Consider the following 14,324-nt stretch of genomic DNA (forward strand, 5'->3'; position numbering starts at 1 on the left):
TCATGGGCGATAGGTGACCCCGCGTTGCTTCGGCGGCGGTTTAGACTGCGGCGCGCACCACCGGGATCGACGACGTCGGAAGGCCGCTGGGGAAGATGGTCGGTTCCGGGACGGTGACGGGCGCCAGCGGGACCCGGACCGGGCCGCCGTCGACCGTGAGCAGTTCCCCGCGCACGTCGACCTCCAGCGGCGCGCCGTCGCGGACGGTCAGGCTGATCGAATCCTGTTCGAGCCCGACGTGCAGGAGCCTGCCCTGGATCTTCAGGTGGAACTCGAGGCCGTCCCATTCGGCAGGCAGCCGGGGGTCGAAGTACGGCACAGCGCCCTGGTCCCGCAGCCCGGCGAAGCCGCTGACCAGCGAGCTCCACACCCCGCCGGTGGAGGCGATGTGGACGCCGTCGATCGTGTTGCCGTGGGTGTCGTCGAGATCGATGAACAGGGCGTGGGTGAAGTGGTCCAGCGCGGCCTTGCCGTAGCCGACCTCGGCCGCCATGATGCCCTGGACGCAGGCGGACAGCGTGGAGTCGCCCGTGGTGATGGGGTCGTAGAAATCGAAGGCGCGGCGCTTTTCCTCGGCGGTGAAGTCCTGCCACTGCAGGAACATGGCCAGCACGGTGTCGGCCTGCTTAAGGACCTGGTGCCGGTAGATCACCAGCGGGTGGAAGTGCAACAGGAGCGGGTACTTGGACCGGGGCGTGGTCCAGTCCCACGGTTCCAGGGTCATGAAGTCGTTGTCCTGGGAATGGACCTGGAGGTCCTCGTCGTAGGGCAGCTGCATGCGGTTGGCTGCCTGCTCCCAGAGCTGGCGTTCGGCGTCGTCGATCTCCGGGTGGTCCAGTGCCGCCGCGGCGCGCAGGTTGAAGCGCGCCATGACGTTCGTGTACAGGTTGTCGTTGACGACGGCGGTGTACTCGTCGGGACCCGTGACGCCGTGGATGTGGAACAGTCCGTCCTTGCCGAAGAAGCCGAGTGAGACCCACATCCGTGCAGTCTCGATCAGCAGATCGGAGCCCAGGGTGGCCTGGAACTCGGTGTCCCCGCTGGCCCACATGTACCGGTTGGTCGCGAAGGCGATCGCGGCGGCGATGTGGAACTGCGCGGTGCCGGCCGCGTAGTAGGCGCTGGCCTCGAGTCCGTTGATGGTGCGCCAGGGGAAGAGGGCGCCGTCGACGCTGAGTTCCTTGGCGCGGATCTTCGCCTCGGGCAGGAGGTCGTGGCGGAATTCCAGGACCTGGCGGGCGTTGCCCGGGTTCGTGTAGGTCAAGTAGGGCAGCAGGTACACCTCCTGGTCCCAGAAGTAGTGGCCGTCGTAGCCGGAGCCGGACACGCCCTTGGCCGGGATGCCGGCCACATCGGCGCAGGCCGTGGCCTGCGCGAGCTGGAAGAGGTTCCAGCGCACGCCCTGCTGGAGCTCGGTCTGGCCCGCAAGGACGATGTCGCTTGTGCTCCAGTAGGCGCGGTAGTGGTCCTCGCTCTCGGTGAAGATCTCGCTGACCGGCTTGAGGCTGGCTTCGGCGTTGTCGGCGAGGTCCTCGGCGGCCTGACCCACGGCGTAGCTGACGCTTTTCTCCAGCACGAACGGTGCGTCCGCGCTGACGGCGAGCACGTAGCGCACGCTGCTGTCGTCCTGGTCCACCTGGGTGTCGAACGGCTGCACGCCGGCCGAGGTCCAGTGATCCACGGCCATCCCGAGCCGCTGCTTGGATTCCGAGGCTTCCCAGGACAGGCGCAGGGAGCCGTCCCCGCCGTCGAGCCGCAGGGGCAGCAGCACACGGCCGGCGTGGCGGCCGGCGCGGCGCGGATCATGGGCGGAGTGGTCCTCCACCGGCTGGTCCTGGCGGTTGATGACCGAGGACGTGACGTCCGCGGAGATATCCCGGTCGGCCGCCACTTCGAGGCTGATGCCCAGCGCCCCGCGGGTTGCGTAACCGACGGCGCGCCGTTCGGTGGTGGTCACGGTCGCGCCGGAACGGCACTGCCAGGTGATCCGGCACTCGTAGATACCCGTGGCGAAATCCACCGAGCGGCGGTAGTCCAGCACGGTGGACTCCTCCAGGCTCAGCGGCTCGCCGTCGATGATGACGGTGAAGTTGTTGGCGTCCGGGACGTAGAGGATCCGCTGGCCGGTGCGGGCGAAGCCGTACGCGTTTTCCGCGTGCTTGATGTCCCAGGTCTCGTGGAAGCCGTTGATGAAGCTGCCCGGAAGTTCGGCGTCCGCGGCACCCCAGTGCGCGCCGCGGATGCCCAGGTGCCCGTTGCCGAGGCTGAACAGCGTCTCCAGGGTGCCGGCATTGCCGGGGAGGTGAACGGTCTCGACCAGCTGCCAGGGATCGTTGGGGAACCGGGCGCGGTCCGAGGTGATGAGAGCCATGGTTTAGGGGGTTCCTTCGGCGGGAGTGGGCAGTGGGCTGGGCGGTGGGGTGAGCGGGCCGGGCTAGAGCAGTTCGGCGAGGTCGTTGACCACGACCGTGGCGCCGGCGTCGAGCAGGGTCTGCCGGCCGGCGCCGCGGTCGACGCCGATCACCGAGCGGAAGTCTCCCGCGCTGCCGGCCTGGACGCCGGAGACGGCGTCCTCCACCACGACGCACTCCTGGCTTGGCAGGCCCAGAAGCCGCGCGGCGTATTCGTAGGTGGCCGGGCTGGGCTTGCCGGGCAGCCCCTCGGCGACGGCGACGACGCCGTCGACCACCACCGGGAAGTAGTCGGACAGGCCGGCAGCCTTCAGCACGGCAGGGGCGTTGCGGGAAGAGGAGACGACGGCGAGCTTGAGCCCGCGGGCCAGCGCGGCCTCAACCAGCCGGACGGAGCCCTCGTACGGCTGGACTCCGCCGGCCTCGACGATGTCGTTGAAGACCTTGTTCTTGCGGTTGCCGAGTCCGTGGACGGTGTCATGTGCGGGCTCGTCGTTCAGCGGGCCCTCGGGCAGCACGATCCCGCGGGAGGCCAGGAAGTCCCGGACGCCGTCAAACCGCGGCTTGCCGTCGATGTGGTCGAAATAGTCGCTCTCACGGTAGGGCTCAGCACCGGGGACCGACGCCAGGAAGCCTTCAAAGAGCTGCTTCCAGGCGTGCTCGTGCACCACGGCGGTGGGGGTCAGGACGCCGTCGAGGTCAAAAAGGATGGCGGTTGCACCGGAGAGCGCACCGGCGAGGCCGGAGGTGTCGGGAACTACAGTCATGAGTCGAGGTCCTTTCAGACGACGGGCAGGCAAGACGGTTTGGTCAAAGCGATGGTCTAAGGCAGGCAGTTCAGGGCTGCTCTGTTGGGGGCCGTTCCGGCGTCGGACGCCGTCCGGATCAGCGTCGGCGCGTGCTGGTGCGCTCTACCAATTTGGTGTCCAGCAGATGGTTCGACGGCGGACTGGCAGGCGGCGTGGCAAGTCCTGAGCGATGAAGTCTTTCAATCAGCAGGTTGGCCGCGAACGCGCCCTGGCCGGCCAGTGGCTGGGCAATTATGGTCAGGCCCAGGAACCAACTCATCTGATGATCGTCTATTCCTATGATGGACACGTTTTCCGGCGCTGACAAACCGAGCTCCCGCATGGCCATGAGCGCACCGCAGGCTGTCTCGTCGCAACCGGCGAAGACCGCGGACGGCATCCCGGGGTTTTCCACAGGCTGCACCATGGCCAGCCGGCCGCCTTCGATGCTGGAGCCGGCGTCGAGCACGAGGTCCGGAGGAGACGGTGCAGATGGGGAGTCCGGGGAGCGCGGGGAGCGCGGGGACGTGCTGGATACTCACGCGCGGGGTATTGGCCTGCGGCACGGGCTCAGCCCTTTCTTCCCCCCGAAGTAGTGGGCCCGGTGTTCATGGCCGAGGTCGATTGTAAGCGCTTACATATTTGGCATGCAAGTGGATGATCCGGAGTTTGGCAGCGGAGCGGGAACGGGCTGGCAGGCCTGCTTGGCCGTGGGTTGGCGGGGCCGGGCGGGCGTCCTGGTCAGCGCCCGGTCAGCGCAGGACGTAGTGCCCTGGTCAGCGCAGGACGTAGTGCCGCAGGAACGCACTGACGTCCACGAGTTCGGCCAGCGAGATCGTGTGGCCCATGCCCGGATAGGTCCTGGCTGTGAGCTGGGTATTCCGGTTCAGCCAAGCCTCGGTGTGCTCGGTAGCGGCGTCGTTGATGACGACGTCGCCCTTGTCCCGGCCCCAAAAGAACGGCGGCCGGGCGGTGAACGATTCACTCATCGCCAGCAGTTCGTTGTCCAGGACAAAACCCGAGAGCCCCACAGCTGCGCGGAATTGTTCCGGCCGGAGCCGCAGGAGCGTGCTGGCCATCGCCATCCCCTGCGAAAATCCGAACAGGCTGACGCTGCTGTGCCGGGCTTTGACCGACTCGATCCAGGCGAAGACCGCGTTCGTGGAGGCGATGACGTCGGCAAAGTCATGGGTGAGGAAATAGTCCAGCAGGAACCAGCCGTAGTGGTCTCCAATGTCCTTGGGTCCACGCAGGGCGGCGCAGCTGAACTCGGGCGGCAGGGAAGCGAACAGCTTGGACATGCGGAATTCGTCCGTGCCGTAGCCGTGCAGCATCACCAGCAGCGGGGTGCCGCCGCGTTCGTGTTCGGGTTTTGACCAGATCACCGTCTCCATTGGCTCAGCCTATCCAGCACCGCCACGCGTCCCGCCCCGCACGGGGCCGCGCTCCGCGGCTTCCGCGGCGGAAACGGACCTCCGCCCCTCGGATCCGTGGCGCATCCGTCCGGAAAAGGCGAGGCTGGCCGAAACCGGCGCCGAAATTTTCCCCGCGGGGCGGAGGGCGCTTCATTGAAACAGTATGAGCGGGGTTGTAGCGTGACGCTGGACAGCATGCTTACCATCATCAGTCCGCCCCCGGGCATCAAGGAGCACGTTATGAGAATCGGTTCCGCAATCTTCCTCATCGCCATCGGCGCCATCCTCGCCTGGGCCGTCGCCCCGGGGCTGATCCCCAATGTGAACCAGGCCATGATCGGCTACATCCTGATGGCGGTCGGCGTGATTGGACTCATCGCTTCTCTCGTCCTCGCCGGCCCCGGACGCGGCCGCACGCGCCGGGTCAGCGAGAGCCGCACGGTAGTGGACCCCAGCACCGGCGAGACCATCACCCGCAATGAGAGCCGCGACGCAGGCATCTGAGATTTCCCCGCACCCACTGAGCGGCGCGGAATCAAACGACCCGGAAGCCGGGCCGGACCTCGAGGTCGGGCCCGGCTTCCGCCATCCCGGCCCACTACCACCACAAGCGCAGCGCATGCCCAGTCCCCGCGGCGGCCCATGGACACATTGCCCAAATGCCCACTCCCCGGCCCGAACACTGGACATGTCCCCCGGCAGCAGGCCCGCAACCACCACAACCGCAGCGCATGCCCAGTCCCCGCGGCGGCCCATGGACACATTCCCCAAATGCCCACTCCCCGGTCCGAACACTGGACATGTCCCCAGGCGCCAGGCCCGCAACCACCACAACCGCAGCGCATGCCCAGTCCCCGCGGCGGCCCATAGACACATTGCCCAAATGCCCACTCCCCGGTCCGAACACTGGACATGTCCCCAGACGCCCGGCCCCAACACTGGACATGTCCCGCGGCGAAAGCCCACCCTTCTGCGTTCATGTGGTTTTTCATTGACAAACCAACAAGAACAAAGATAAAGTCAAATAATTCCACTTCATGTGACGGGAGTCACCGAAGCGGCCAGGGCGCAATTCCAGCTCAACGCACGGCAAGAACAAGAACCAAGTCAGACGCAGTACGCAATGGAGGGTAAGTGTTCGCCGAAGAACGCCAGCAGCTGATCGTGGGGCTCATCTACGCCAGCGGCCGGGCCAGTGTCACGGACCTGGCCGAGCGCTTCAGCATCACCACCGAAACCATCCGCCGGGACCTCGCCGCCCTGGAAGCCTCCGGCAGCGTGCGCCGGGTGCACGGCGGCGCGGTCTCCCCGGACCGCTTCAGCACCACGGAAGAAAGCATCCTGGAGCGGACCGTCCAGCGGCAGCCCGAGAAGACCCGGATCGCCGAGGCCGCCTTGGCCCTCATTCCCCAGGGCCTCACCGGCAGCATCCTGATCGACGCCGGCTCCACCACGGAGGCCCTCGCCGAACTCCTGTCCGCCCGGGCCGCCGGAGCCGCCGCGCAGGGCACCGTTGCGGCGTCCGGGTCCGACGCCGAACTCGTCGTCATCACCCACTCCCTGCCCATCGCATCCCGGCTGTCCGGCGGACCCGGGATCGCCCTGCACCTGCTCGGCGGCAAGGTCCGCGGCCTGACCCAGGCCGCCGTCGGCCAGTCCACGGTGGAAGCCGCCCGCCGGATCCGCCCGGACATCGCCTTCATCGGCACCAACGGCATCCATGCAGCCTTCGGGCTGAGCACACCCGATCCTGAAGAAGCCGCCGTCAAGGCTGCCTTCGTCCAATCAGCGCGCCGCATTGTGGTGCTGGCTGACTCCTCCAAGCTGGACGCGGAAACGCTGGTCCAGTTCGCCTCGTTGAAAGATCTGGACACCGTGATCACAGACTCGCAACCCAGCCGGGAACTCGCCGACGCCCTTGCGGAAGCCGGAGTGGAGGTGGTGGTCGCGTGATTGTCACCCTCACCGCCAACCCCAGCCTGGACCGCACCGTGGCGCTGCCCGGCCCCCTCCTCCGCGGGGAAGTTCAGCGGGCCATCTCCGTCCGCCAGGAATCCGGCGGCAAGGGAGTCAACGTCTCCCGCGCCCTCGTCGCGTCGGGGCTGAAGACAGTCGCCGTTCTCCCCGGCGCCGAGGCCGACCCCGTCCTCACCGGCCTGCGGGAGACCGACGTTCCGTTCGCGGCCCTCCCGATTGGCGAGCCGCTGCGCAGCAACGTGGCCCTCACCGAGCCCGGCGGCGTCACCACCAAGATCAATGAACCCGGACCGGCCCTCAGCGAGGAGCAGCAGGAGGCCCTGATCAGCCTGCTGCTGGACCACGCCCGCGGTGCCGCCTGGGTAGTCCTGGCCGGCTCGCTCCCACCCGGGGTCCCGGCCGACTTCTACGCGACCGTCACCCGGCGGCTGCGGTCCATGTTCGACGGCGAGGCCGCACCACGGGTCGCCGTCGATTCATCCGGCGAACCCCTCGCCGCAGCGGTCTCCGGCGACACCTCGGGAAAGCCGGACCTCTTGAAACCCAACGCCGAGGAACTGGTGGAACTGGCTGCCGCAGCCGGTTTCGCCACGAACAAGTCCGCCGAGGAGCTCGAAGCGGACCCGGAGGCTGCAGCAGCCGCCGCCTCCGCCGTCGTGCGCTCCGGAGTGGGTGCCGTACTGGCCACCCTCGGCTCCAAGGGTGCCGTTCTTGTGACGGCCGACGGCGCGTGGCTGGCCACGCACCCGCCGGTCACCGCGGTCAGCACTGTCGGCGCCGGCGATTCCTCGCTGGCCGGATACCTGCTCGCATCCAGCCAGGGCGCCGCCCCGGTCGATTGCCTCCGACAGGCGGTGGCCCATGGTGCCGCCGCCGCTTCCCTGCCTGGCTCCACTGTCCCGGCAGTCAACCAAACCACCCCTGATGCCGTAACCATCACGGCCCTCCGGAAGGATTGACAGTGACACAGCTCATTACCACCGAACTGGTCGAGCTCGACCAGAATCTGGGCAGCTCGCCCGAGGACGTGATCCGGCATCTGGCAGGCAGGGTTGCAGCCACCGGACGCGCCACCGAGGCCGAAGGGCTTTTCGCCGATGCCTTCGCCCGGGAATCCAAGACCGCCACGGGCGTCCCGGGCGGCATCGCGATCCCGCACTGCCGCTCGACGGCGGTCACCGAACCCACGCTGGCGATGGCGCGGCTGTCCCAGCCGGTAGACTTCGGCGCCAAGGACGGGCCCGCTGACATCATCTTCTTCATCGCCGCTCCTGAGGGCGCGGACCAGGACCACTTGAAGCTGCTTTCGAAGCTGGCGCGGTCGCTGATCAAGAAGGACTTCACAGCCAGCCTGCGCGCCGCGACCTCCGAGGCGGAAATTGTCGACCTCGTCGACGCCGCCCTGGCGGACAAGCCGGCCGCCCACACCGCTGCCGAAGCGACCGGCGCCGCATCCGCGGCCGGCGCCTCAGCCGCGGCGGCCGCAACCGGTGAAGGTGCCGGCGCGGCGAAGGCCAAGGGGCCCAAGCGCCTCGTCGCCGTCACCGCGTGCCCCACCGGCATCGCCCACACCTACATGGCCGCCGACTCGCTAGTCGCCGCGGCCAAGGAAGTCGGCGTGGACCTGCAGGTCGAAACCCAGGGATCCTCCGGCGCCAAGGCACTTGACCCCGCCGTGATCGCCGCCGCCGATGCCGTGATCTTTGCAGTGGACGTGGACGTGCGCGGCAAGGAGCGCTTCGCCGGCATGCCGGTGATCAACGCGCCGGTCAAGCGCGGTATCGACGAACCGGACAAGATGGTCGCCGAGGCACTCGCCGCAGCGGACAACCCGCACGCCCACCGCGTGCCCCACTTCGGCGCCGAGGAGCAGGCTGAGATGGCCGCCGAGGAAAAGAGTGAGCACATTGGCACGAAGCTGAAGAAGGCCCTCCTGACCGGTGTCAGCTACATGATCCCGTTCGTGGCTGGCGGCGGTCTGCTGATCGCCCTCGGCTTCCTGCTGGGTGGCTACAACATCACCGCCTTCGCGGACAAGATCCTGGCGGAGAACAGCCTCACGAACTTGCCCACCGCGTACCCGGAGCTGGCCTGGGGCCCGCTGGGCGCCTACCTGGGGGCCGTGCTCTTCAAGATCGGCGCCCTGTCCCTGGGCTTCCTCGTACCCGCGCTGGCCGGCTACATCGCCTACGCCATTGCTGACCGGCCCGGCATCGCCCCGGGCTTCGTTTCCGGCGCCGTTGCCGTCTTCATGGGTGCCGGGTTCCTCGGCGGCATCGTGGGCGGCCTGATCGCCGGCTACGTGGCCCATTCGATCGGCAAGCTTAAAGTGGCCCGCTGGCTGCGCGGCCTGATGCCGGTGGTCGTTATCCCGCTCGTGGCGTCGCTCGCGGCGTCGGGCCTGTTGTTCGTGTTCCTGGGCGCTTACATCGCCCGGGTCACTGTCGGGCTCAACGAGTTCCTGTCCGGCCTCACCGGTGCCAGCGCCATCGCCCTGGGCGTCATCCTGGGCCTGATGATGTGCTTCGACCTCGGCGGTCCCGTCAACAAGGTTGCCTATTCCTTCGCAGTCGCCGGCCTGGGCGCAGCCTCCATCACCAACCAGGCCCCGTGGCAGATCATGGCGGCCGTCATGGCCGCCGGCATGGTCCCGCCGCTGGCCATGGCGTTGGCCGCGACCGTGCTGAACAAGAGGCTCTTCAGCCTTGCGGAACAGGAAAACGGCAAGGCTGCCTGGCTGCTGGGGGCCTCCTTCATCACCGAAGGCGCCATCCCGTTCGCCGCCGCGGACCCGCTCCGCGTCATCCCCGCCAGCATGCTCGGCGGCGCCGTGACCGGTGCCATCTCGATGGCGGCCGGCGTGGGCTCGAAGGCCCCGCACGGCGGAATCTTCGTCTTCTTCGCGATCGATTCGTTCCTGTGGTTCTGCATCGCCATTGCGGCCGGTACCGTTGTCGGCGCCTTCGCCGTGATCGGGCTCAAGCGCTGGGCAGTCAAGAAGCCGGTTGATACGGTGGAAACGGTTCCCGTAGCCGCCTGAACCGGGACGATTTTCCAAGCAGATACTCACAGCTGACAAACACCCAAGCTGACTTCAAGGAGCAGAAATGACCGAACGTAACGCCACCATTGCCAGCCGGGTCGGGCTGCACGCCCGTCCGGCCGCCATCTTCGCCGAGGCTGCAGGCGAGTTCGACAACCTCGAGATCACGATTGCCCGGCTGGGCGAGCCCGAGGACGAGGCGATGGACGCCGCCAGCATCCTGTCGCTGATGAGCCTCGGCGCATCGCACGGCGAAGTTGTGGTGTTGCGTGCCGAAGGTGAGGGCGCCGACGCCGCACTTGACCGCCTCGTGCAGATCCTTGAGACGGATCACGACGCCGAATAGCCCCACCTTCCGGCCCCGCGCCGGAACACCGGCAACTTCAGTTGGCCCGGCCGGCCCCGATCAGGGGCCGGCCGGGCCTTCGCGTTGCCTGCCGCTTCGTTCAGAAGCAACGCGGGGTCATTTACGGCCCATTCCGGTGGGGAACTTGGGCGCTAAGTGACCCCGCGTTGCTCTGGCGACGGACCGTCGGGGCAACTTTTATAAGCGGCCTTAGCAAATGCTTGTCACGGCCCCGCGGCGCGGCTAGTTTGGAATCCCCCGCGGCACCGACCGCGGGACGCCGCCCAGGTGGTTCCCGGCCGAAGGAGATGATCGCGCAGCCATGCCAACGACGAAAGGCGAGCCACAAGGCTCAGAGAGCCCCAGCATCAAGGACCCCGAGCTCTATGAGAAGTTGCTCGAGGACGGCGCCTCCAAGCAAAAAGCCGCCAGGATCTCCAACGCCGCCGCCAAGCGGGGCCGTTCCTCGGTCGGCCGCAAGGGCGGCAAGGCCGGAGACTACGAGGACTGGACAGTGCCGCAGCTGAAGGCACGCGCCAAGGAGATCGGCCTCAAAGGTTACTCGGCCAAGAAGAAGAGCGAGCTCATCTCCACCCTGCGGAACTCCTGATTAACGTGCACGACGGCGCCAGCCGGCATCCGGGCTCAGGCACGCTTTCGCGCCGTCTTCGACGCCGTCACTTTAGGCGCCGCTTCAGTCTTGGAAGCCGCCGCAGTCTTGGAACCAGTCCTGGTTGCCGCCGTCTTGGCGGCCGTGGATTTAGTGCCCGTGGACTTGGCTGCCGCCGTCTTGGCGGAGGTCCTCGGGGCGGCCTTGGCAGCAGAACCGGAGCCCCCGGCAGGAGTCTCCGCCGGCCCGCCGCCGCGCTTTTTCTCGATGCTGCGCTTGAGTGCTTCCATCAGGTCGATAACTTCGCCCTCGCCGGCCTCGGCGGGGGCGCCGAAGGTCTCCTCCGTGTCCAGCGACTCCCCCTTGTCCAGCTTGGCCTCAATCAGCTGACGCAACTGCTCCTGGTAATCATCCGTGAACTGGTCCGGCTCAAAGTCGGAGGCCATCGAGTCAACCAGGGCCGCGGACATCTCGCGTTCCTGCGCCGAGATCCGGATGGAGGTCTCGAGTGCAGAAAAGCTGGCCTCGCGGACCTCGTCGGCCCACAGCAGCGACTGCAGCACCAGGACCTCGTCGCGAATCCTCAGCGCGCCAAGCCGGGTCTTGTCCCGGAGCGCGAACTGCACAATTGCCACCCGGTCCGTGTCCTCGAGGGCGCGCCGCAGCAGCACATAGGCCTTGGGCGACTTGGAGTCGGGTTCAAGGTAGTAGCTCTTTTCAAACATCATCGGATCGAGCTGGTCGACCGGAACGAACTGGACCACTTCGATTTCGTGGCTGTTTTCCGCCGGGATGGACTTGAGCTCGTCGCGCGTCAGGACCACCGTGCGGCCGTCGTCCTCGTAGGCCTTGTCGATGTCCTCGTAGTCGATGACCTTGCTGCAGACCTCGCAACGGCGCTGGTAGCGGATCCGGCCGCCGTCGGCGTTGTGGACCTGGTGGAGGCTGATGTCGTGGTCCTCGGTGGCGCTGTAGACCTTGACCGGCACGTTGACCAGCCCGAACGCTATTGCGCCTTTCCAGATGGCTCTCATGGATCAAGTGAACATCACAGTTGCGCGGAGGTGAAGGGTTTTGCCCAACGGTAAGGAACGCGTCCGCGTGGACGGGCGCGAACTGGTGCTCACCAACCTGGAAAAAATCATGTACCCGGAGACGGGCACCACCAAGGCCGACGTCCTGGCCTACTACGCCGCCGTCGCGCCGGTGCTGATCCCCGCCGCCCGCAACCGGCCGGCCACGCGGAAGCGCTGGGTCCACGGCGTCGGGACCGCAGATGCCCCGGGAGAGATGTTCTTCCAGAAGAACCTGGACCATTCAACGCCCGGCTGGGTGCCCCGTGCCGCCATCACGCACAAGGACCGGACCATCCAATATCCCCTGGTCAATGATCCCGCCACCCTCACCTGGCTGGCCCAGATCGCGGCCCTGGAGATCCACGTGCCGCAGTGGCGGGTTGACTCCCACGGCAACGCCATGCCGCCCGACCGGCTGGTGCTGGACCTGGACCCGGGCGAGGGCGCGGGACTGGCGGAGTGCGTGGAGGTGGCCAGGCTGGCCCGCACCATCCTGCAGGACGTTGGCCTGGACCCCGTACCGGTGACGAGCGGCAGCAAGGGCATCCACCTCTACGCGGCCCTGGACGGGTCCCAGAGCTCGGACCGGATTTCCGACTTCGCCCGCGAACTGGCCCGCTCGCTCGAGGCAGACCACCCGGATCTCGCCGTCAGCGACATGAAAAAGACCCTGCGCACGGGCAAGGTGCTGGTGGACTGGAGCCAGAACAACGCCGCCAAGACCACGATCGTGCCGTACTCGCTGCGCGGCCGGCTCCGGCCGACGGTGGCCGCCCCGCGGACATGGCGGGAACTCAGCTCCGCGTCGCTGCACCAGCTGGATTTCCAGGAGGTGATGAAGCGCGTCGCAGCCGGCAAGGATCCGTTCGCCCCGGTTTCCGGTGGCCGGCACGGCGCCGGAGCCCCGGCGGCGCACGCGCCGGACCGCCGGGTGGACCACCGGGACGTCCACCTGCCCGGAGGGCGGGCCGAAATCTCTCCCGAGCCGGCCGGCGACGGCGGCGACACCGATCCGCGGCTGGAAAAGTACCGCACCAAACGGGACAGGTCGGCCACTCCCGAGCCCTTCACCGCGGACCGTCACCACGCCGGGGACGACGGCGGGACACGGCGGGAGAAGTTCGTCATCCAGGAGCACCACGCCAGCCGGCTCCACTACGACTTCCGGCTGGAACGCGACGGCGTGCTGGTGTCCTGGGCGCTGCCCAAGGGCGTCCCGACCAGCAAAACCAAGAACCACCTCGCGGTCCAGACCGAGGACCACCCGCTGGACTACGCCGACTTCGAGGGTGACATTCCCAAAGGCCAGTACGGCGCCGGGACGGTCAGCATCTGGGACCACGGACACTACGAATGCGAAAAATGGATCGCGGGCAAGGAGGTCATCGCCACCCTGACCGGCGCGGAGGGCGGCGGCCTCGGCGGACCGTGCAGGTTCGCCCTGATCCACACCGGCCGGGCCGATGACCAGTGGCTGATCCACCTGATGGACCCTGCGGGCCCGCAAGGCCGTCCCGGCCCGCGGCCCCCGGCCGGGACAGCGGACAACCCGGCCGGCACGGCGGAGCATACCGAGAAAGACACTGACGAGGCAGCGGACGACGGCGGGGAGGACGGCTCAGCGGACGGCCGCGGCCACCGCGAGGGCGGAGCGGAAACCGCCGCCGGCACCGAACGTGCCCCCGGCGCCTCCGGATTCAGCCCGATGCTGGCCACATCCGGGACCCTGGCGGACCTTCCGGACCTGGACTGGCAGATCGAGCTCAAGTGGGACGGGGTGCGGGCCCTGGTGATCGGCGACGCAACGACAGTCCGGCTCATCAGCCGCAATGGCATCGACATGTCAGTGAGCTACCCCGAGCTGACGGACCGGTCCTGCTGGCCGGAGCAGGGCTTCGTCGCCGACGCCGAGATCATCGCCGTCGGCCGCTCCGGCCGGCCCGACTTCGGGCTGCTGCAGGGCCGCATGAAACTGAGCAGGGCCGCCGACGTCGCCCGGGCGCAGCAGTCGACGCCCGTGCGGCTGATGCTGTTCGATCTGCTCTTCGACGCCGGCGAGGACCTGCGGCGCCAGCCGCTGAGTGAGCGGCGCCGCCGGCTGGAGCAGTTTTTCCGCCCTTCCGCCGCCCCGGTGGAGCTTTCCGGCGTGATCGATGGCGACGTCGCGCACATCCTGGAAAGCGCCGCCGAGCTCGGACTCGAGGGGGTCATGGCCAAGCGCACGGACGGGCGCTACGTCGGCCAGCGCAGCCGGTCCTGGCTCAAGCTCAAGGTTGAACGGACCCAGGAGGTGGTGGTGGGCGGCTGGCGGCCCGGGAAAGGGGGGCGCCGGGAATCCGTGGGCTCGCTGCTGCTGGGGATTCCGGACGGCTCAAAACTACGGTATGTGGGCCGGGTGGGCAGCGGCTTCAGCACCCGTGAACTCAAGGAACTCAGGCAACAACTCGACGCCCTGCCACGGAAGACCTCCCCGTTCCGGGACGTGCCGGACGCTGACGCGGCAGACGCCAACTGGGTGAGCGCAAAACTCGTCGGCGAGGTCACCTTCGGGGAATGGACCGGCAGCGGGAAGCTCCGGCACCCGGTGTGGCGCGGCTGGCGCCTGGATAAGGCGCCAGCCGACGTCGTGGCTGACCCTGCCGCCGGCCCCTAGTCGTG

12 protein-coding genes are annotated in these 14,324 nt (G+C 67.9%); 7 read left to right on the forward strand and 5 right to left on the reverse strand.

The window, feature by feature from the left end; translation table 11 throughout:
• Positions 1 to 40 precede the first annotated feature (40 nt).
• The 4 genes from AC1DN2_RS07750 to AC1DN2_RS07765 all read right to left on the reverse strand — a co-directional run bounded on the left by AC1DN2_RS07750 (position 41) and on the right by AC1DN2_RS07765 (position 4,593).
• Positions 41 to 2,371 carry a glycoside hydrolase family 65 protein gene (locus tag AC1DN2_RS07750; RefSeq protein ID WP_476849865.1) on the reverse strand — a complete coding sequence of 777 codons (2,331 nt, stop codon included), beginning with the start codon at positions 2,369 to 2,371 and terminating at the stop codon, positions 41 to 43.
• A gap of 63 nt (positions 2,372 to 2,434) precedes the next feature.
• On the reverse strand, positions 2,435 to 3,178 hold the full coding sequence (locus AC1DN2_RS07755; RefSeq protein WP_476849866.1) for an HAD family hydrolase: 744 nt from the start codon (positions 3,176 to 3,178) through the stop codon (positions 2,435 to 2,437).
• 118 nt (positions 3,179 to 3,296) lie between these two features.
• A complete protein-coding gene (locus AC1DN2_RS07760; RefSeq protein WP_476849867.1) occupies positions 3,297 to 3,668 on the reverse strand; it encodes a substrate-binding domain-containing protein in 372 nt (123 codons plus the stop codon).
• 307 nt (positions 3,669 to 3,975) lie between these two features.
• A complete protein-coding gene (locus tag AC1DN2_RS07765; RefSeq protein WP_476849868.1) occupies positions 3,976 to 4,593 on the reverse strand; it encodes an alpha/beta hydrolase in 618 nt (205 codons plus the stop codon).
• Between the two features lie 261 nt (positions 4,594 to 4,854).
• Between AC1DN2_RS07765 and AC1DN2_RS07770 the strand changes: the two genes are divergently transcribed.
• From AC1DN2_RS07770 to AC1DN2_RS07795, 6 genes are all read left to right on the forward strand, one after another.
• Positions 4,855 to 5,118 (forward strand): DUF6458 family protein, encoded by a 264-nt coding sequence (locus tag AC1DN2_RS07770; protein ID WP_476849869.1) that lies wholly within the window; start codon positions 4,855 to 4,857, stop codon positions 5,116 to 5,118.
• Between the two features lie 630 nt (positions 5,119 to 5,748).
• Positions 5,749 to 6,567, forward strand: a complete 819-nt coding sequence (locus AC1DN2_RS07775; protein WP_223914650.1) for a DeoR/GlpR family DNA-binding transcription regulator — start codon at positions 5,749 to 5,751, stop codon at positions 6,565 to 6,567.
• Entirely contained in the window at positions 6,564 to 7,550 is a 987-nt protein-coding gene (locus tag AC1DN2_RS07780; RefSeq protein WP_230008209.1) for a 1-phosphofructokinase family hexose kinase, read from the forward strand. Before AC1DN2_RS07775 ends, AC1DN2_RS07780 begins: the two co-directional genes overlap by 4 nt.
• Before the next feature lie 2 nt (positions 7,551 to 7,552).
• Positions 7,553 to 9,631 (forward strand): PTS fructose transporter subunit IIABC, encoded by a 2,079-nt coding sequence (locus tag AC1DN2_RS07785; protein ID WP_476849870.1) that lies wholly within the window; start codon positions 7,553 to 7,555, stop codon positions 9,629 to 9,631.
• 67 nt (positions 9,632 to 9,698) lie between these two features.
• A complete protein-coding gene (locus tag AC1DN2_RS07790) occupies positions 9,699 to 9,980 on the forward strand; it encodes an HPr family phosphocarrier protein (protein WP_018774864.1) in 282 nt (93 codons plus the stop codon).
• Between the two features lie 322 nt (positions 9,981 to 10,302).
• On the forward strand, positions 10,303 to 10,590 hold the full coding sequence (locus tag AC1DN2_RS07795) for a DUF7218 family protein (protein ID WP_476849871.1): 288 nt from the start codon (positions 10,303 to 10,305) through the stop codon (positions 10,588 to 10,590).
• Positions 10,591 to 10,625: 35 nt separating this feature from the next.
• On the opposite strand, the gene ku is transcribed toward AC1DN2_RS07795, so the two are convergent.
• On the reverse strand, positions 10,626 to 11,624 hold the full coding sequence (ku, locus tag AC1DN2_RS07800; protein WP_476849872.1) for a non-homologous end joining protein Ku: 999 nt from the start codon (positions 11,622 to 11,624) through the stop codon (positions 10,626 to 10,628).
• Between the two features lie 109 nt (positions 11,625 to 11,733).
• Here ku and AC1DN2_RS07805 point away from each other — a divergent pair, with 109 nt between their 5' ends.
• Positions 11,734 to 14,319, forward strand: coding sequence for an ATP-dependent DNA ligase (locus tag AC1DN2_RS07805; RefSeq protein ID WP_476850004.1), 2,586 nt, complete (start codon positions 11,734 to 11,736; stop codon positions 14,317 to 14,319).
• Positions 14,320 to 14,324: the final 5 nt, after the last annotated feature.

This window comes from Arthrobacter sp. 01L42 (assembly GCF_056400005.1).